General features: G+C 72.5%; 21 protein-coding genes. 7 read left to right on the forward strand and 14 right to left on the reverse strand.

The features are described 5' to 3' along the window. Positions 1-96: 96 nt before the first annotated feature. Positions 97-426, forward strand: coding sequence for a hypothetical protein (locus ACFYNO_RS34915; RefSeq protein ID WP_388021561.1), 330 nt, complete (start codon positions 97-99; stop codon positions 424-426). 12 nt (positions 427-438) lie between these two features. On the opposite strand, the gene ACFYNO_RS34920 is transcribed toward ACFYNO_RS34915, so the two are convergent. Next, entirely contained in the window at positions 439-1,197 is a 759-nt protein-coding gene (locus ACFYNO_RS34920) for an SDR family NAD(P)-dependent oxidoreductase (RefSeq protein WP_388021562.1), read from the reverse strand. Further along, on the reverse strand, positions 1,194-1,676 hold the full coding sequence (locus tag ACFYNO_RS34925; RefSeq protein ID WP_388021563.1) for a YbaK/EbsC family protein: 483 nt from the start codon (positions 1,674-1,676) through the stop codon (positions 1,194-1,196). The genes ACFYNO_RS34920 and ACFYNO_RS34925 overlap by 4 nt, the downstream gene beginning before the upstream one ends. 94 nt (positions 1,677-1,770) lie before the next feature. On the opposite strand from ACFYNO_RS34925, the gene ACFYNO_RS34930 reads away from it, so the two are divergent. Next, positions 1,771-2,289 (forward strand): helix-turn-helix domain-containing protein, encoded by a 519-nt coding sequence (locus ACFYNO_RS34930; RefSeq protein WP_388021564.1) that lies wholly within the window; start codon positions 1,771-1,773, stop codon positions 2,287-2,289. A gap of 5 nt (positions 2,290-2,294) precedes the next feature. On the opposite strand, the gene ACFYNO_RS34935 is transcribed toward ACFYNO_RS34930, so the two are convergent. The 5 genes from ACFYNO_RS34935 to ACFYNO_RS34955 form a co-directional block, all read right to left on the reverse strand. Then, positions 2,295-3,095 carry a class I SAM-dependent methyltransferase gene (locus tag ACFYNO_RS34935; protein WP_388021565.1) on the reverse strand — a complete coding sequence of 267 codons (801 nt, stop codon included), beginning with the start codon at positions 3,093-3,095 and terminating at the stop codon, positions 2,295-2,297. A gap of 47 nt (positions 3,096-3,142) precedes the next feature. After that, positions 3,143-3,667 carry a GNAT family N-acetyltransferase gene (locus ACFYNO_RS34940; protein WP_388021566.1) on the reverse strand — a complete coding sequence of 175 codons (525 nt, stop codon included), beginning with the start codon at positions 3,665-3,667 and terminating at the stop codon, positions 3,143-3,145. Between the two features lie 41 nt (positions 3,668-3,708). After that, a complete protein-coding gene (locus tag ACFYNO_RS34945; protein WP_388021567.1) occupies positions 3,709-4,335 on the reverse strand; it encodes a hypothetical protein in 627 nt (208 codons plus the stop codon). Positions 4,336-4,457: 122 nt separating this feature from the next. After that, positions 4,458-4,982, reverse strand: coding sequence for a hypothetical protein (locus tag ACFYNO_RS34950; protein ID WP_388021568.1), 525 nt, complete (start codon positions 4,980-4,982; stop codon positions 4,458-4,460). A 68-nt stretch (positions 4,983-5,050) separates the two neighbouring features. Continuing rightward, positions 5,051-5,818: a phytanoyl-CoA dioxygenase family protein gene (locus tag ACFYNO_RS34955; protein ID WP_388021569.1), complete on the reverse strand. Its 768-nt coding sequence runs from the start codon at positions 5,816-5,818 to the stop codon at positions 5,051-5,053. A gap of 213 nt (positions 5,819-6,031) precedes the next feature. Here ACFYNO_RS34955 and ACFYNO_RS34960 point away from each other — a divergent pair, with 213 nt between their 5' ends. Next, the gene (locus tag ACFYNO_RS34960) at positions 6,032-7,120 is read left to right on the forward strand and encodes a hypothetical protein (RefSeq protein ID WP_388021570.1); all 1,089 of its coding nucleotides are present in this window, start codon (positions 6,032-6,034) and stop codon (positions 7,118-7,120) included. Here the strand turns inward: ACFYNO_RS34960 and ACFYNO_RS34965 are convergent, their stop codons facing one another. Beyond that, the gene (locus tag ACFYNO_RS34965) at positions 7,121-7,684 is read right to left on the reverse strand and encodes a hypothetical protein (protein ID WP_388021571.1); all 564 of its coding nucleotides are present in this window, start codon (positions 7,682-7,684) and stop codon (positions 7,121-7,123) included. A 114-nt stretch (positions 7,685-7,798) separates the two neighbouring features. Between ACFYNO_RS34965 and ACFYNO_RS34970 the strand changes: the two genes are divergently transcribed. After that, positions 7,799-8,878 carry a hypothetical protein gene (locus ACFYNO_RS34970; protein WP_388021572.1) on the forward strand — a complete coding sequence of 360 codons (1,080 nt, stop codon included), beginning with the start codon at positions 7,799-7,801 and terminating at the stop codon, positions 8,876-8,878. Between the two features lie 13 nt (positions 8,879-8,891). Here the strand turns inward: ACFYNO_RS34970 and ACFYNO_RS34975 are convergent, their stop codons facing one another. The 5 genes from ACFYNO_RS34975 to ACFYNO_RS34995 all read right to left on the reverse strand — a co-directional run bounded on the left by ACFYNO_RS34975 (position 8,892) and on the right by ACFYNO_RS34995 (position 12,831). Then, the gene (locus tag ACFYNO_RS34975; protein ID WP_388021573.1) at positions 8,892-10,835 is read right to left on the reverse strand and encodes a tetratricopeptide repeat protein; all 1,944 of its coding nucleotides are present in this window, start codon (positions 10,833-10,835) and stop codon (positions 8,892-8,894) included. Between the two features lie 95 nt (positions 10,836-10,930). Further along, a complete protein-coding gene (locus ACFYNO_RS34980; protein WP_388021574.1) occupies positions 10,931-11,416 on the reverse strand; it encodes a hypothetical protein in 486 nt (161 codons plus the stop codon). 84 nt (positions 11,417-11,500) lie between these two features. After that, positions 11,501-11,638 carry a DUF397 domain-containing protein gene (locus ACFYNO_RS34985; RefSeq protein WP_388021575.1) on the reverse strand — a complete coding sequence of 46 codons (138 nt, stop codon included), beginning with the start codon at positions 11,636-11,638 and terminating at the stop codon, positions 11,501-11,503. Positions 11,639-11,782: 144 nt separating this feature from the next. Next, positions 11,783-12,004, reverse strand: coding sequence for a DUF397 domain-containing protein (locus ACFYNO_RS34990; protein ID WP_388021576.1), 222 nt, complete (start codon positions 12,002-12,004; stop codon positions 11,783-11,785). Beyond that, a complete protein-coding gene (locus tag ACFYNO_RS34995; protein ID WP_388021577.1) occupies positions 12,001-12,831 on the reverse strand; it encodes a helix-turn-helix domain-containing protein in 831 nt (276 codons plus the stop codon). Before ACFYNO_RS34995 ends, ACFYNO_RS34990 begins: the two co-directional genes overlap by 4 nt. Positions 12,832-13,007: 176 nt before the next feature. Here ACFYNO_RS34995 and ACFYNO_RS35000 point away from each other — a divergent pair, with 176 nt between their 5' ends. The 3 genes from ACFYNO_RS35000 (at position 13,008) to ACFYNO_RS35010 (ending at position 15,071) form a co-directional block, all read left to right on the forward strand. After that, a complete protein-coding gene (locus ACFYNO_RS35000; protein WP_388021578.1) occupies positions 13,008-13,490 on the forward strand; it encodes an ATP-binding protein in 483 nt (160 codons plus the stop codon). Between the two features lie 137 nt (positions 13,491-13,627). After that, positions 13,628-13,921 (forward strand): SHOCT domain-containing protein, encoded by a 294-nt coding sequence (locus ACFYNO_RS35005; RefSeq protein ID WP_388021579.1) that lies wholly within the window; start codon positions 13,628-13,630, stop codon positions 13,919-13,921. A gap of 49 nt (positions 13,922-13,970) precedes the next feature. Further along, complete coding sequence (locus ACFYNO_RS35010; protein ID WP_388021580.1) at positions 13,971-15,071, forward strand: PLP-dependent cysteine synthase family protein; 1,101 nt, start codon at positions 13,971-13,973, stop codon at positions 15,069-15,071. Here the strand turns inward: ACFYNO_RS35010 and ACFYNO_RS35015 are convergent. Then, positions 15,068-15,865: a DeoR/GlpR family DNA-binding transcription regulator gene (locus ACFYNO_RS35015; protein WP_388021581.1), complete on the reverse strand. Its 798-nt coding sequence runs from the start codon at positions 15,863-15,865 to the stop codon at positions 15,068-15,070. The genes ACFYNO_RS35010 and ACFYNO_RS35015 overlap by 4 nt on opposite strands. Positions 15,866-15,912 lie beyond the last annotated feature (47 nt).

The raw sequence follows: 15,912 nt of genomic DNA on the forward strand, positions 1-15,912 counted from the left end.
CGGCGCACGGCCGGGGCGGAGGTGACGGGAGATGCCGGTCTGATGCACCATCAGACCGACTGATCGTCAGTGCCCCGTGTTGTGAGGAGACCCACCGTGACCACCGAGCAGATACCCGCGACCGCCGTCGTCCGCATCTCGACCGCCACCTTCGACCCCGCCCGGTACGCGGAGGTCCACGCGATGAACATCGAGATCAGCAGCTACCTGGTGCCGGCGATCACCGCGCTGCCCGGCCTGCTGCACTTCTACGCCGGTGTCTCGCCGGACGGGTCGATGGTGCACGTCAGCGTCTGGGAGAGCGACGAGCAGGCGAAGCAGCTGAGCTCGCTCAAGGAGATGGTGGTGACCGCCCGCAAGGAGGCCGAGGACGCGGGGGCCACCTTCAGCCCCGTCGTGCACTACCCGGTCGACTGGACCATCTGACCGGGCCGGCCCCTAGTGCGCGGTCCAGCCGCCGTCCACCGGGAGCACCGCGCCGGTGAGGTAGGAGGCGGCCGGGCTCGCCAGCAGCAGTGCGGCGCCGACGAGTTCGGCCGGGTCGGCCCAACGGCCCATCGGGACCTGGTGGTCGAGGAACGCGCGGACGTGCGGGTCGTTGTCGACGCCCTCGTTCAGCGGGGTGCGGAACGGGCCGGGTGCGAGGGCGTTGACGCAGATGCCGGTGCCGGCCAGCTCGACGCCGAGGCTGCGGGTGAGCTGGACCACCGCGCCCTTGCTCGCCGCGTAGCCCGCCCGCCCCGCCGCGCCGACCAGCCCGAGCGCGCTCGCCAGGGTGACGATCCGGCCGTACCCCGCCGCCCGCATCACCGGTACGGCGGCCTGGCAGGCGAGGAAGGTGCCGATGACGTTGACCTCCAGGCAGCGGCGCAGCGCGGCCGCGTCGAGTGCCGCCAGTTCGCCCCGGGCCTGGACGCCCGCGCTGGTCACCAGCACATCCAGTCGGCCGTGGGTGTCGACGGTCTGCCGGACCAGGGTGCGCAGCCCGTCCTCGTCGGTGACGTCGCAGGCCCGGCCCTCGGCGGTGGCGCCGGTGCGGGCGGCGATCCCGGCCGCCGCCCGGTGACAGGACGCCGGGGACCGGCCGGACACCACGACGGTGCAGCCGGCGGCGGCCAGGCCCTCGGCGATGGCCCGGCCGAGGCCGGCCGAGCCGCCGGTTACCAGGGCGACCTGGCCGGTCAGCCCGCCCGTCACGCGGCGACCGGGAGCAGCAGGCCGCCGGTGAGGGTGAGGAGTTCGGCGGCGGTGGTCGGGAAGACGGTGTGCGGTGTGCCCGCGGCCGCCCAGACCTGCGGGTACTCCGTCAGCGCCTCGTCCACCACGGTCGGGAGCCGGCGGGGGTGGCCGACCGGGGCCACGCCGCCGATCGCCTGCCCGGTCGCCTCGCGCACCTGCTCCGGGCTCGCGCGCCGGAGTTCGCCGCGCCCCCAGCGCTCGGCGAGCGCCGCGGTGTCCACGCGGTGGCGGCCGCTGGTCAGCACGAGCACCGGTTCGTCCTCGGAGAGGAAGACGAGGCTGTTGGCGATCGCGCCCACCTCGCAGCCGAGGGCGGCGGCGGCCGCGGCGGCCGTGCGCGCGGCATCCGCCAGCTCGCGGACCCGGCCGGCGGCGCCGGCGGCGGCGAGGGCGTGGGCGACCTGCTGGGCACGGGCAGGGAGTTGGTCGGAGGTCATGGCTCTGCCTTCGGTTGGCTCGGCGTTCTGTTTATGGAACGATAGGCGGTGCGGGATCGCCGATCAACCGGATTGCGGGAAGGGAACGGGCGCGATGGAGTTGGCCGTTCGGGTCGGCGCACGGTTGCGGGAGCTGCGCGCGGCGCGCGGGCTGTCGCTGTCGGAGCTGGCGCGCCGGGCCGGGATCGGCAAGGGCACGCTCTCCGAACTGGAAGCCGGCCGGCGCAACCCCACCCTGGAGACGCTGTACGCCCTCACCACGTCACTCGAAGTGCCGCTGAGCGCCGTGCTGGACGACCCGGCGCTGCGGGCCGAGCTCTCCGGGCGTGCGGTGGACGCTGTGCTGCTGGAGCGGTTCGAGGGCACGGACGCGGTGACGGAGACCTACCGGGTGCGGATCCGGGCGGGCGCCGTGCAGGAGTCCGCCGCGCACGCGAGCGGGACCACGGAGCGGATCATCGTGCTCGCGGGCACGGCGCGGGTGGGCAGCGCGGCTGCCCCGGAGCTGGTGGGGCCCGGCGGCCACGGGAGTTGGGCGGCGGACGGGCCGCACCTGTACGAGGCGGTCGGCGGGGACGTCGAGGCGCTGCTGGTGGTGCGGTATGTGAGGTGAGCGGCTCAGCGCTGCCCGGAGGCCAGCACCGCCACGGCGGGAAGGTCGATCAGTCCGTCCGCCGCCACCCGCTCGGCCGCCAGCCGGTCGTAGGCGGACTTGATCCGGGCCCGCACCTCGGGGGTCTGCCCGGCCACCACCAGGCCGATGTTGGCCACGCCGCGGGCCACGCCGGACCACCAGACCTCCGGGTCCTCCCGGTGCGTCCAGGCCAGCTCACCGCTGTCCACCCCGGCCCAGCCCGCCTGCTCCAGCAGCCCGCGCAGCCCGTCGGCGGTGCGGTCGAAGTTCACCGGCAGCGTCGGGAGCGCCGGGCGCTCCACCGCGGCCTCGTCCAGCGCCAGGTTGAACAGGGACATCGACTGGTTGCCGGTGTCGTGCCAGATCGTCACCGCCAGCCGGCCGCCCGGACGGACCACCCGGCGCAGCTCGGCCAGCGCCGCCCACGGGTCCTCCACGTGGTTGACCACGAAGTTGGCCACCACGGCGTCGAAAGAGCCTTCCGGGAAGGGGAGCTCGGGCAGCACCGCGTGCCGCACCCCGGCCCCCGGGGCGTTCGCGGCGGCCAGCGCCACCATGCCCGGCTCGGCGTCCACGGCCACGACCTCGGCACCCCGGGCCAGCGCCGCCACCGCGACCGTGCCCGGCCCGGTGCCGACGTCCAGCACCCGCGTTCCGGCGCCGACTTCGGCCGCGTCCAGGAGCGCCCCGGCCGTCGCACCGCACAGCGCCGCGAAGCTCTCCGCGTACGCCTGGGCCGCGCCCGTCCACATCCGCCGCTCGTGCGCGTCGAACTCTCCGGCCATGGTGCGCCCTCCCTGTTCGTCACCGATCCGGCCGTCAGCCTACGGGGCTACCGGTCGGCGGCGGCCGTGAGGTCCATCCGCCAGACGTTCGAGCGGATGAAGTGCCCCTTGGGGTACTCGAACTCGCACTCCTCGACGAAGGCGAACCCCGCCTTCCGGCAGACCGCGTTCGAGGCGAGGTGGTGGACGGAGGGGAAGGCGTGCAGAAAGCGGTGCCGGCCGTCCGCCCTGGCCTCGGCGACGACCGCCAGGGTCGTCGCCACCGCCAGGCCCCGCCCCTGGAACTCCGGCAGGATCCCGTACCCCGTCGCGTAGGCCGGCTCGCCGCCCCACTCGTGGTCCCAGAAGCCCGTCGACCCCACGACCTCGCCCCCTGGGAGCAGCACGACCCGGAACATGGTTCCGTTCGCCTCCGGATCGAGGTAGCGCCGGTGTCGGTCGAGGAGCTGCCCCTCGGTCTCCGGGCCGCCCAGGTATTCGGTCATCTCCGGCGTGTTGGCCCGGCGGAGCAGGTCCAGATCGCCCTCGGACCAGGGTTCGAGGCGCAGGTGCGGAACGGTGAGGGATGCCATGGCGGCACGATACGGGCGGGGTCCGACAGCGAGGGCAGTTGCTAGGCGATCGCCCGGACCAGGCCGTGCAGCCAGCGGCGGTACTGCTCGGTGCCGCGCAGCCGCTCGGGCACCAGGAACTCGCGCGGGCCGGCCCGGCGGATCTCCTCGTCGGCGACCACCAGAAAGTGCAGCGAGAGGACGAACGGCTCGGCGCGCTGCCCGATCTCGGCCTCCACCGCGCGGACCACATCGCCCTCGATGTCCAGCTTGCCGCCGTCCGGCGCGGTGCTGCGCGGGGCACCCGACTCGTCGAACTCGTCCGGCTCGTGCCAGCGCAGCAGCGCCGGATCCCAGCGCCGGCGCGCCAGTTCGCGCAGCGGGTCCGGGAGGTCGTCGAAGTCCGGCGCGCGCACGCCCGCGCCGGGAAGGGTCAGGTGCTCCTCGTCGCGCGGCGCGAACGCCTCCAGGACGGCCGCCTGCCACCACTCGCGCCACTGGTCGCCGAGCGCGGGGTCGGCCTCCGCCGCGCTCGGCCCCGGCAGGTCCGCGATGTCCAACGGCCCGGGCACCAGCCCGCCCGCCGGCACGTCGATCCGCTCGACGGCGCGCAGCCAGAGCGGGTAGTGCAGCAGGTCACCCCATCGGCGGCCGTTGATGGACCAGGACGGGTATCCCAGACGGTTCATCAGTTCTCCTTGGCTGGAGGCCATCCAGGCTACCGCGACGCCAGGGAGCCCGGCAGGGAGATGCGCATCCTGCCGCCACGCGCTGCGGCGCAGAGCCTCGACGTGGTCGGTGCCGGGTGCCGTCAGCCCTGGTTCGCGCCCGGCGGGGGAGGGGTTCCGAAGGTCACGTCGCCCATCGTGACGTTCACGCCGGCCACCGAGCTCTCCCGGGCCTCGATCCGCACGTCGCCCTTGATGACGATGCTGTCGTCGCCGGCCGAGGTGCCGCCGCTGCGCCCGGCCAGGGCGACGAGCTCGCGCAGCTGGGCGGCGACTTGGTGGCGGTCGGCCTCGTCGAGCTCCTCGAGCAGATCCCGGAAGCGGGTCTGCCAGGAGGAGGCGACCTGGCCGCGGGCCCGCTCGGTGGCGCCGGGCTCGACGCGCTCCAGCTCGGCCGAGCTGCGGTCCAGCCGGTCCAACGCCGTCTGCTGGGCGGCTTCGGGAGCGTGCCCGCGGTGGAAGACCCGGGCCGCTGCCGCGCGGAGGCCGTGCCAGGCGTCGGTGCCCACGGCCTGGGCGATCGCCGTGCCGGCCGTGCCGGCCAGGGCTGTCAGCTCCGGATCCAACGTCCACTCCCCAGCGTTCGGCGGGTGGACGCGCTCGCCCATCCCCTGTCCGGGCAGCCTACTGCGGGCGGCTGACCAGCTGACTGACGCCGCGTCAACCGCCAGCGCCGTTACCGGACTGCCGCCGAGCGGAACTCCAGCAGCGGATCGGTGACCGCCTCCCGCCAGCGCTTGCGGTGGCCGGCCGCGTGCAGGCGGTAGTAGACCGTCTCGCGGCGCGGATCGCCCGCCGCACCGTCGTGGTTGCCGATGTTGTGCGCGAGGAGGTAGTGCGCGAAGAGGACGCTGCCCGCCGGGCCGGTCGCCTGGGTCGGCTCGCCGAGCTCGATGCGCGGGTACGGGCCGGGGCCCAACTCCTCGACCCGGCCCAGGGCGTCGGCGCCGTGCTCGGCCAGGTAGGCGCCGAACCGCAGGTGGGTGCCGGGCCAGACCCAGAGGTTGCCGCGGTCGGGCAGCCGGTGGTCGGTGAGCCAGAGGCCGGCGAGGAGGGAGAAGGTGCCGGGGCGGCCGTCCGGTTCGCCGGGGGTGAGGCCGTCCACGTGCGGGCCGCCGGGCCGGTGGGGCCAGGGCGGGACGGTGGTGGCCAGCTGGGCGAAGTCCGGCTCGCGGCGGCCGAGTCCGGGGTGCAGGAGCTGCTCGGCAAGGTCGACGATGCCGGAGCGGCGGTAGAGGTCGAGCAGGGGGTGGGGGTCCGGCTGGTCGAAGCGCGGCCAGAGGGCGTACGGCCCGACGTGCCCCTCGGGTGCGGGCTCGGCGTCGAGCAGGGCCGCCACCTCGGCCCGGGCCGCGGCGAGTTCGGATTCGCCGAGCACTCCGGGCACCACGAGGTAACCCTGCTCGCGGAAGGTGCTGCGCATGGTGTCGGTGATGGCGGTCATGGCAGATCAGTAGACGCATGGCCGTGTACTCCGGCAACCGGTTTTAGGTGGCCCGGTTCCGGGTTGACGCGCTGCGGGCGGTCGCGAATGATCAACTCGTCGGTGCGAAAAGGAGCGCGGCGGGCCTGCGGGAGCGGCCGTGGTGGCGGGTGGGCTGCTGGTGACGACCCGGGATGGCGTCGTTCCGGTGGCTCCGGGCATGAGGAGCTGATGATGCGGCAGTCGACCGGCAACGGTGGTGCGCGGTGCGGCGGCTTGCCGGTGGCCCTGCGGGAGGGGCAGGCGGTCCGGGTCGGCCGGCTGAGCCGCGAGGGGGTCAGCGGGCTCCTGGAGATGCCGGAGTGGGAGATCCCGGGGCAGCGGGTGCCGGCGGTCGGGATGACCACGGCGGCGCCGTCCGGGTCGGTGCTGGCGGTGCGGAACACCGGGGAGCACCAGTCGGCTTGGCGGTTCCCGGTGACGGGCGGGGCGGTGGAGCTCTCGCTCCCGCCAGGGGTGGCTTCGCACGCGGTGAGCCTTTCCGCCCTCGACGGCGGGCTGGCCGTGGCGCGGGTGGCGAGGCGAGGGGAGGACGGCGGAACGACGCTGTGGACCAGGCCGGTTGACGCCGATGCCTGGTCGGAGCCGATCGCACTGCCCGGGATCCTGGTGCTGTCCGTCGCGCCGGCGGTGGACGGCGGCCTGGTGGTGGGCGGCAAGCGGTTGGCGGGCGGGGCGGTGCTGGGCTGCTTGGACCTCGGTACCGGCGCGCTGACCGCGGTGGGCGGGCCGGCTCCCGCGAGCCTGCGGCCCGGGCGCGGTCTGCTGTCGTCGACTTGGGACCGCGAGCCGCCGGAGTACTTCCTCCGGGTGGCCGCGGTGCCCGGGATGACGACGGCGATCAGCGAGAGCGGCTACCTGTGGCAGGACACCGCCCTGCACGCGCTCGGCCCCGGCGGCCGGGTGCCCTGGTACCGCAGCCGCTGGGTCTTCGACGGTGTGGCTGGCGGGCCGCACGTGCACGAGGGGCGGGTCGTCCTGCTCGGCGCGAGGGGGCGGCTGCATATCGCCGATCCGGAGCGCCGCCGGTGGTCCGGCCGGCGGATCGGCAAGCTGCTGGGCGAGGTCTGCGGCGAGGCCGGCCCGCCACGTGTGGCGGGTGGGGCGGTGTGCGGCGAGGAGCTGTGGGTCGAGGTGGCGTTCGACGGCGAACCGGGGGACTGTGGGCGGTTCGTGGTGGCGGTGCGGCCGACGGGCGGGGCGGCGGAGCTGGTGTACCGCTGCCCGCCCGGGGAGGAGATCATCGGCCTGGGTCTCGACTGATCAGGGTGACACCACGAACTCGGCGAGCCAGACGAGCAGTTCGGGCCGCTCGGTGCGGACCAGGCGGCCGCCGGTGAAGCGCGGGTCGTCGGTCACCTCGGCGAGGGTGCCGGGCGGCGGGGGGAAGGCCGAGGCCTCCTCGTCCGAGTCGAACTCGGCCTCGGCGAGCACCAGGCCGTGCAGCGGGGCGTCGAAGACGTCGACACCCAGGGGCGGGAAGCTGTAGCGGGTCTTGCGGAGCGTGGCGGCCGGGAGGGCGAGGAGCCGGTCGTACTCGTCCGGGGAGAGGTAGATGTTGGTGATCAGGCCCTGGACCGGGCCCGGCCGGTCGGCGGCGACCTTCTGGGTGAGCTTCAACTCGACGCCACCGCTGTCCCGCAGTTCGACCAGGCGCAGGCGCAGGCGGGTGCCGTCGAGGTAGCGGTCGGTGACCCGGCGGACGGCCGTGGCGCTGTCGAGCGCGGGCGGGCTCGCGAGGAGGAACCGCCGCTCGCGCTCGACCCTCGCGTATTTGCCTTCCCGGAAGGGTAGTTGGGTTCCGAGGTCCTGCTGCTGCTCGGTCATTCGGCCTCCGGGGCGACGGGTCGGGTGGTTGGGCTCCGTCGCGGATCGCGGCCCGGCGACGTCGACCGCCCAGCTCAGGACGCTACCCTGCCGCAGCGGAAGGCGAGAACACGGATGAGCGAGAAGCGCGGCCGAAGACCCGAAGCGGGCGGCACCTCGCGCAGATCGGAGCGGGCGCAGAAGTTCGCGCAGCTCGCACCGACACTGCTCGGCCTGGTGGGCATGTTCTTCGGCCACAGCACCCACCACATCGACCAGGACATCCCGGGCCCGCACCCCGTGCCGGACACCTCGCACGGCCCCCACCCGGCCCCCGGACACGATCCCGCGCCCACCCCGCACCCGAGCACGTCGGACCACCCGAATCCGGTGGAGGCCGTCTCCGCGCTGCTCGCCAAGGACGTCATCAAGCAGTTGAAGCCCGAGGACCAGATCGCCCGGGTCTTCAAACTCCGGCGCAAGACGCGGGCGCGCCTCATGGCCGCCGGAGCGGTGGTGCTGCTGATCGGCTGGTTCGTGCCATGGCACGTGCTCATCTTCGACCCGACGACGGTCGGACCGCACGGCTCGATCGACGTGGGCTCGAGCGACACCCTCACCGTCAACGGCCAGGTGGTGCACCAGTATGCGCACTGGTACAACGGCCCCGCCGAGGCGGCCGCCGGGGCCAGTGCGCCGGTGCACATCCCGGCGGCCGTGATGTACGTGACGAGCACCGCGCTGGTGCTGATGGCGCTGCTGACCGCCGTCGCCACCAGCAAGAACCCGTCCTGGGCCGTGCGCAGGGGACTGGCCTCGCTGGGCAGCGTGATCCCGCTGGTGCAACTGGTCGTCTTCGTGCAGCAGTTGCCGAAGAACTGGGCGACGGGCCCGCTGCTGAAGGCCAACGTCCAGGGGTTCCTGGCCAAGTACGGCAACGGCCCGGAGGCCGTGGCCGCCGCGCGGCACCTGTCCCTGCACCTCTTCCTCGGCTACTACGTGCTGCTCCTCGGCATCGGGCTCGCCGTACTCGGCACGCTCTCCGGCCAGAAGCCCGAGCCGCAGGCGGGCGACGGGGGCGACACGGTGCTGATCGCGACGAAGGACCGGGCGGGGACCGGGAAGACGGTGCACAAGGCGGTCACGCTGGTGCTGAAGCTGGCGACAGTGGCGCTGCTGTTCTGGGCGGCGGTGGAGATCGCCACCCGGATCTAGATGGTGGAGGGGGCTAGCGGAAGATGCTGCGCCACCAGGGCTTGCGCACAGCGGCTGCCTGCTGGTGATAGGCAGCCAGGACGGTACGGGCATTGAGCGTGTCGGGGTGTTCGTGGCCGAGTTGCTGTTCGTAATCCGCGAGAACCTGCTCCAGCAGTGTGATCGCTTCGCCGGTTCTGCCTGCCTGCCGGTAACAGGCGGCCAGGTTGGCCCGGGCCAGGATGGTGCTGGGGTGTTTGTGGCCGAGAAACCGTTCGCGGTCGATGATGACTTGCTCGTCGATGGTGATCGCTTCATCGGTTCTGCCCACCTGCCAATAGCAAGCGGCGAGGTTGGCCCGGGCCGTGATGGTGCTGGGGTGCTTGTCGCCCTGTATCCGTTCGCGGTCGGCGAGGACCTGCTCCAGCAGTGTGATCGCCTCATCGGTTCTGCCTGCTCGCCGATACGAGGCGGCGAGGTTGGTACGGGCGGTGAGGGCGTTGGGGTGCTTGGGGCCGAGCATTCGCTCGTAATCGGCCAGGACTTGCTCCTCTATGGTGATCGCGTCGTCGGTTCGGCGCGCTTGCCAGTAGGAGAAGGCGAGGAGGCTCCGGGCGCTGAGGCTGTCGGCGTGCTCTTGGCCCAGCAAGCGTTGGGCGTCGCCGGCGATGACGTGCCAGTAGCTGACTGCGGCAGTGTCGAGGCCGGCCTGCAGAAGGCTCTTTCCCATCCGGTACAGGGCCGGGTGGCCGTCGGGCTGCCAAAGGTCGTCGCCAGCCTCGGCGGCCAGTGCTTCGGTGTTGGCACGGAGGACGGCCGCGAGATTGAAGTCGGAGTAGTCCTCTTCGGGCCAGATTTCGAAGAGCGCGTCTGCGCCCACCCGTACGGCTGCGCGGGTATCGGCCGCAGGAGTGGTCTCGCGCGCCGCACGGGCCGTCAAAGCATGGACCCGGACCGCACGGTGGCCGTTCTTGGGGTTGAGGGTGACGAGCGCGTAGCGGTGCAGGAGGCGTAGCACCGCCCGGGCCTCCTCCGGGCTGACGGGACGCTCCTGGGGCACGGTCCGTAGCTCCGTCAGGTACCCGGTGACCGCCTCGGTGCTCCACAGGCTCTCCGGATGCCCCGCCGGGTCCAGACGAGCAGCGAGGCGCAGCGCCGGGACGGCGAGGCCCACCGGCTCGCGCTGCTGGGCCGCGTCCAGGGCGAGCAGCAGTGAGGCGGTGACCTGGCGGCCGTAGCCCTCGGTGTCGGCCTCCGGCGGGAGCAGGGTCTGCAGGCTGGAGCGGCGCTCGGTGAGCAGGGCGAGGTAGCGGGCACACGCGACCTGCTCGTTGATCATGTAGGCGGCCGCATGCCCGAGGGCGAGGGGGAGCTGTCCCAGTTCGTCGATGACCGCACCGGTCTCCTCGTCCAGCAGGTGGTCCATCCCGGCGCCCGCGAAGCGGTCGCTCAGGTACGCCAAGGCCTCGGCCTCGGTGTACGTGCTGACGTCGATCACGGCGCGGCCGTGCCCCGAGACCAGCGCGTCGCGGCGTCGCGTCGTGGCCAGCACCCGGCCGTTGCCCGTGGCGGACGGCGGTTGCGGCCACCACGGTTCGCAGCCTCGCACGTCGGTGAGGTCGTCGAGCACGACGAGCCAGGTGCGGTTCGTGGTCGCCAGCCAGCGGAGGAAGGCGCGGGCGTCCGTCTCGGGATCCTGGCCCGAGGCGCCCGGCGCCTGGACGTGCTGGGCCGCCGTGGCGTAGGTGGTGATCACCTGTTGGGTCTCGGCGGCGTTGATCCAGACGATGACGTCGATGCCGGTGGTGTGGGCCCGGTGGGCGTAGTCGGCCGCGAACTGGGTCTTGCCGACCCCGCCGCCGCCGGAGAGCACCTGGGTGAGGACGACGGTGGAGTGCGTGGCCCGGGCCTGGTCGATCCGTTCGCGCAGGTCGGGGCGCTGCTGGAAGGCGGAGGCAAGAGCCGGTGCGGTGCCCACGCGGACGGGCTGCCAGCCCGTGGGCGGCGGTGGTGTGGCGGCGAAGTAGGCCCGCTCCGCCATGACGTAGGCGGCGGGGGCGCCCCCGGGCGCGGTCAGCCGTTGGCCGGGCCCGGCGGGAGAGGGTTTCCGAAGGTCACGTTGCCCATCGTCACGTTCACGCCGGCGACCGAGTTGTTCGAGGCGGTGACCTGGGTGTCGCCGCCGATGACGATGCTGTTGTCGCCGGCCGTGGCAGCGCCCCGGGCCTGCTCGGCGAGGGCGATCAGCGCGCGCAACTGGTCGGCGATCTCGGGGAGGTCGGTGGCGGGCGCGTCGGCCAGCAGGTCCTGGAAGCGGGTGCGCCAGGAGGCGGCGATGTCGGTGCGGGCCTGGCCGGCGGCCTCGGGCTGGGCGTTCGCGAGGTCGGTCGCGGTGCGGTCCAGCCGGACGAGGGCGGTCTGCTGCTCGGCCTCGGGAGCGTGACCGCGACGGAACAGCCGGGCCGCTGCGGTGCGGAAGCCGTGCCAGGCGTCGGTGCCGACGGCCTGGGCGACCGCCGTGCCGGCCGTCGTGGCGAGTGCTATCAGCTCCGCGTCCATTGGTGTTCTCCCCACCCTCGGGCAGGGCGGATGCGTCTCTCCGCCCTGGCACCGGAAGCGTACTGCGGTGGAGGTGACGGATCGTCAACGGTTCTGTAACTGGTGGTCAGGGGGTCGGGAACCGGTTGCCGGGGCGACCTCTACACAGTTGGCTCCGCCGTTGCCACTGTGGGAGGACTTGATCCACTTGAGTGCGGACAGATCGGGGATCGTGTTCGGCATCGGTGGGCCTCCAGGGTGCCGGTGTCGTGAGCGGATCGTATGTCCCGCAACGTGACGAGGAAATGCCGTTACCGGACAATGGAGTTGTGGAACGCCGAAGCCCCGGCGGGGAGGTTCCGGCCGGGGCTCTCGGGTGGGCGTGGCTCAGACGGTGCCGAACTCGCCGCTCTTGACGCCGGCGACGAACGCGGTGAAGGCGGTGGAGGTGAAGACCAGGGAAGGCCCGTGGGGGTCCTTGCTGTCGCGGACGGGGACGGCGCCGGTGGTGGCGGCGCGAGGCGCCCACTCGATGCACTGAGCCCCGCCGTTGCTGCTGTACGAGGACTTGACCCACTCCACCCGGGAGAGGTTGAGGGTGGTGCTCATTCTGGCAGTGCCTCCATGATGGACCGGATGAAGGCCGCCGACTCGCTCGGCGACAGGGCACAGGCCCTGAGGAGATCGTATGCGCGGAGCCGGGCGGCAACAACGCTCCGATCCTCCAGCAGCGTTCCGGTCGTGATGCTCTCCTCCCAAGCGACTTGACCCCCGTCAGCCGTGGTCAGGAGGGTGAGCGAGCCGCCCACCATGTAGTACGGGCCGCGGTCGAACGGCATGACCTGGATGACGGTATGGGAGGTGAGGGTCATGTTTGCCAGGCGTTCGAGCTGCGCCCGCATGACACTCGGCCCACCGAAGGGCCTGCGCAGAACGGCTTCGTCGAGGATGGCGGAGTACTCGGGCGGCGGATCTGCCCGCAGCAGTTCCTGACGGCTCATCCGGGCGATGACGAGCCCTTCGAGCTGATCACCACTTAGCTTGAGATTCCCAGCACGGAACTGCGCTCGTGCGTAGTCCTCAGTTTGCAGAAGTCCCGGAACGACCTGACACACGTACTCCTGAATCAATCGCGACCGCGCCTCGATTTCCATCCGCTGCCGGAACGGCTCCGGATGAATCTCGTTCCGCGCATGCTGGTACAGGTTGACGAAGTGCCCGTCCGTCCCGAACGCCGCGTCCAGCATCGGCGGCAGCTCCTCCGGGATCATCACCTCCGCCGCCTCGATGCGTGACAGGTGCGACTTGCTGTACCGCACCACCCTCGCCAGGCCCTCCAGGCTCATGTTCGCCGCCTCGCGGTAGCGGCGGACCTCGAAGCCGAACAGGTGGCGGACGGAACGATCGGGCGTCAGCGGCCTGGATTTGGCTCCCACGTGCAGCCTCCCTCTTCCCACACGCGGTGGGGACGTGGTTCACCCCCAAAGAGTAAGGCGGACAAGGCACCTTTTTCTCACGGATCGTCAATATCCGCTGGGCGCACGGCAATCAGCTTCAAAAGTCGGACGCCGAGAAAGTACGACAAACCCCCGGCGTGAGAAAGCAGGTCGACATGCGGGACGTTACCGCCCTTTCGTTCGAACCCGAGTCGGAGGAGGACGAGGAAGAGCGCTGGTTCGACCGGCCGCCCGTCGTGACCGAGACCGGATGGTCGGGCTGGCTGCCCCGCCACCCGCGCTCGGCGGCGGTGGCGCGGGCCGCGCTGCGCGCCTTCCTCGCCTGTCGGCCCGACGGCGGACTGTACGTCGAGACCGGCGAGTTGGTGGTGAGCGAGCTGGTGGCCAACGCCGTCCTGCACGGCGGCACCGCGGAGACGGACAAGCTGGTCAACGTCCGCTTCGACCTCGCCCCCGGGCTGCTGCACATCGAGGTGCACGACGCGAGCGAGGCGCTGCCGCAGCCGCGTACCGTCGGGCTGGAGGCCGAATCCGGCCGGGGCCTCTGGCTGGTGGAGCAACTGGCGCTGGAGTGGGGCTGCGGCCCCCGGGACGGCATCGGCAAGCGGGTCTGGGCCGCCTGCGGTCCCCAAGGCTGACCGCCCTCCACTCCGCCTACTCCCCGTGGGGTACGCCGACTGCCGCCGCCGGGACGACGCCCGAGCCGCCCCGCAGCGGGAGTCTGACGGGGACGGGTCCGGTGGAGGCCGGGCCGTGAGCAAGGAGATGGATCCCCATGTACGCCACTGCCTCGGCGGTGCTGGCCGACCACGCCTGGCACCCCTGGTTCCTGTTCTTTCCGCTCTTCTGGCTGATCTTCCTGGTGGTCGTCTTCGCCGTCCTGCGCCGCACCGTCTGGCGGCGGCGGGCCGGCTGGTGCGGTCCCATCGGCCCCTACGGTCCCGGCCACCACGGCCCCGGTGCGCTGACGGTCCTCGGCGAGCGGTACGCCCGCGGTGAGATCGACGAGGAGGAGTACCGCGCCCGCCGCGACGTGCTGACGGAGCCGAGGGAAGACCGGCGCCCATAAGCGGAAGCTGTGCCCGCTGTAACGATTACTTTCCGTTACAATGGTTCACATGGACGCCATGGACGTGGACCGCACCGACCTCGAGTACCGCCGCTGGTTGAAGGAGGCCGTCCGCAAGGTCCAGGCCGACAACAACCGCTCCGCGGACACCCACCTGCTGCGGTTCCCGCTCCCGGCGGAGTGGGGGATCGACCTCTACCTCAAGGACGAGTCCACCCACCCCACCGGCAGCCTCAAGCACCGGCTGGCCCGCTCGCTCTTCCTCTACGCGCTCTGCAACGGGTGGATCCACCCGGGCAAGCCCGTGATCGAGGCGTCGAGCGGGTCCACCGCCGTCTCCGAGGCGTACTTCGCCCAGCTGATCGGGGTGCCGTTCATCGCCGTGATGGCCCGCTCGACCAGCAAGGCCAAGATCGAGCTGATCGAGTTCCACGGCGGCAGCTGCCACCTCGTGGACGACCCGGCCGAGGTGTACGGCACCTCGGCCCGGCTGGCCGCCGAGACCGGCGGGCACTACATGGACCAGTTCACCTACGCCGAGCGGGCCACCGACTGGCGTGGCAACAACAACATCGCGGAGTCGATCTTCGCCCAGCTGAGCCTGGAGCCGCACCCCGAGCCGAGCTGGATCGTCGCCACCGCCGGCACCGGCGGCACCTCGGCCACCATCGCCCGCTACGTGCACTACCAGCAGTTCGACACCCGGATCTGCGTCGCCGACCCGGAGAACTCCTGCTTCTTCGACGGCTGGGTGCGCCACGACCCGGAGGCGGTCTGCTCCGGCGGATCCAGGATCGAGGGCATCGGGCGGCCCCGGATGGAGCCCAGCTTCGTGCCCGGCGCGATCGACCGGATGATGAAGGTGCCCGACGCCGCCTCGATCGCGGCGATCCGGGTGCTGGAGCGGGTGCTCGGCAAGAAGGCCGGCGCCTCCACCGGCACCGGGCTGTGGAGCGCCCTGCGGATCAGCGCGGAGATGCGCGAGCGTGGCGAGCGCGGCAGCGTGGTCACCCTGATCTGCGACCCGGGTGACCGCTATCTCGACAAGTACTACTCCGATGCCTGGTTGGCCGAGCAGCGGCTCGACATCGCCCCGCACCTGCAGGCGCTGGAGGCCTACCTGGCCGGCGCCGACTGGCCGGAGGCCTAGGCGAGCACCAGGTCCCGGACGTACTCCCGGGCGGCCTCGGCCGCCTCGTCGCCGAGCGCCGAGTCGGTCACCCAGGTGTCCACCTCGGCAAGCTCGGCGAAGGTGGAGAGCCCGACCACGCCCCACTTGGTGTGGTCGGCGACCACCACGACCCGGCGGGCGGAGGAGACGAAGTTCCGGTTGGTCTCCGCCTCGGCCAGGTTCGGGGTGGAGAGCCCGGCCTCCGAGGAGAGCCCGTGGGCGCCCAGGAAGAGCAGGTCGAAGTGGAGCGAGCGGATCGCCCGGTCCGCCACCGGCCCGACCAGCGAGTCCGAGGGGGTGCGCACCCCGCCGGTCAGCACCACCGTGGTGCCGCCCGCCTCGCCCTGGCGCTGGGCCCGCTCGAAGACGTCGGCCACCCGGACCGAGTTGGTCACCACGGTCAGCTGACCGACCGTCACCAGGTGCTGGGCCAGGGCGAAGGTGGTGGTGCCGCCGGAGAGCGCGATCGCGCTGCCGGGCGTCACCAGCGCGGCCGCCGCCCGGGCGATCTCCTCCTTGGCGGTCAGTTCCAGGGAGGACTTCGCCTCGAAGCCGGGCTCGTGGGTGCGGGCCTCCTCGACCGGCACCGCCCCGCCGTGCACCTTCTCGATCGCGCCGACCTTGGCCAGTGCGTCCAGGTCGCGCCGGATGGTCATGTCGGAGACGTTCAGCCGCCGGGTCAGCTCGTTGACCCGGACCCCGCCCCGCCTGCGCACCTCGTCCAGGATCAGTGCCCGGCGCTGCTCGGCCAGCAGGTTGCTGTTGTCGGCCACGTACTCCGCCCCGCCTCTCTAGGGATCCGTTCCGGGGATCCATGGGA

It is taken from the genome of Kitasatospora sp. NPDC006697 (genome assembly GCF_042869935.1).
Classification (GTDB): Bacteria; Actinomycetota; Actinomycetes; order Streptomycetales; family Streptomycetaceae; genus Kitasatospora.

What these genes read in the sequence shown, in the direction of transcription:
- ACFYNO_RS34925 (WP_388021563.1), bottom strand. Translation starts at nt 1,676, where the DNA reads ATGACCTCCGACCAACTCCCTGCCCGTGCCCAGCAGGTCGCCCACGCC.
- ACFYNO_RS34930 (WP_388021564.1), top strand. Translation starts at nt 1,771, where the DNA reads ATGGAGTTGGCCGTTCGGGTCGGCGCACGGTTGCGGGAGCTGCGCGCG.
- ACFYNO_RS34935 (WP_388021565.1), bottom strand. Translation starts at nt 3,095, where the DNA reads ATGGCCGGAGAGTTCGACGCGCACGAGCGGCGGATGTGGACGGGCGCG.
- ACFYNO_RS34940 (WP_388021566.1), bottom strand. Translation starts at nt 3,667, where the DNA reads ATGGCATCCCTCACCGTTCCGCACCTGCGCCTCGAACCCTGGTCCGAG.
- ACFYNO_RS34945 (WP_388021567.1), bottom strand. Translation starts at nt 4,335, where the DNA reads ATGAACCGTCTGGGATACCCGTCCTGGTCCATCAACGGCCGCCGATGG.
- ACFYNO_RS34950 (WP_388021568.1), bottom strand. Translation starts at nt 4,982, where the DNA reads ATGGGCGAGCGCGTCCACCCGCCGAACGCTGGGGAGTGGACGTTGGAT.
- ACFYNO_RS34955 (WP_388021569.1), bottom strand. Translation starts at nt 5,818, where the DNA reads ATGACCGCCATCACCGACACCATGCGCAGCACCTTCCGCGAGCAGGGT.
- ACFYNO_RS34960 (WP_388021570.1), top strand. Translation starts at nt 6,032, where the DNA reads ATGCGGCAGTCGACCGGCAACGGTGGTGCGCGGTGCGGCGGCTTGCCG.
- ACFYNO_RS34965 (WP_388021571.1), bottom strand. Translation starts at nt 7,684, where the DNA reads ATGACCGAGCAGCAGCAGGACCTCGGAACCCAACTACCCTTCCGGGAA.
- ACFYNO_RS34970 (WP_388021572.1), top strand. Translation starts at nt 7,799, where the DNA reads ATGAGCGAGAAGCGCGGCCGAAGACCCGAAGCGGGCGGCACCTCGCGC.
- ACFYNO_RS34980 (WP_388021574.1), bottom strand. Translation starts at nt 11,416, where the DNA reads ATGGACGCGGAGCTGATAGCACTCGCCACGACGGCCGGCACGGCGGTC.
- ACFYNO_RS34985 (WP_388021575.1), bottom strand. Translation starts at nt 11,638, where the DNA reads ATGCCGAACACGATCCCCGATCTGTCCGCACTCAAGTGGATCAAGTCC.
- ACFYNO_RS34990 (WP_388021576.1), bottom strand. Translation starts at nt 12,004, where the DNA reads ATGAGCACCACCCTCAACCTCTCCCGGGTGGAGTGGGTCAAGTCCTCG.
- ACFYNO_RS35000 (WP_388021578.1), top strand. Translation starts at nt 13,008, where the DNA reads ATGCGGGACGTTACCGCCCTTTCGTTCGAACCCGAGTCGGAGGAGGAC.
- ACFYNO_RS35005 (WP_388021579.1), top strand. Translation starts at nt 13,628, where the DNA reads ATGTACGCCACTGCCTCGGCGGTGCTGGCCGACCACGCCTGGCACCCC.
- ACFYNO_RS35010 (WP_388021580.1), top strand. Translation starts at nt 13,971, where the DNA reads ATGGACGCCATGGACGTGGACCGCACCGACCTCGAGTACCGCCGCTGG.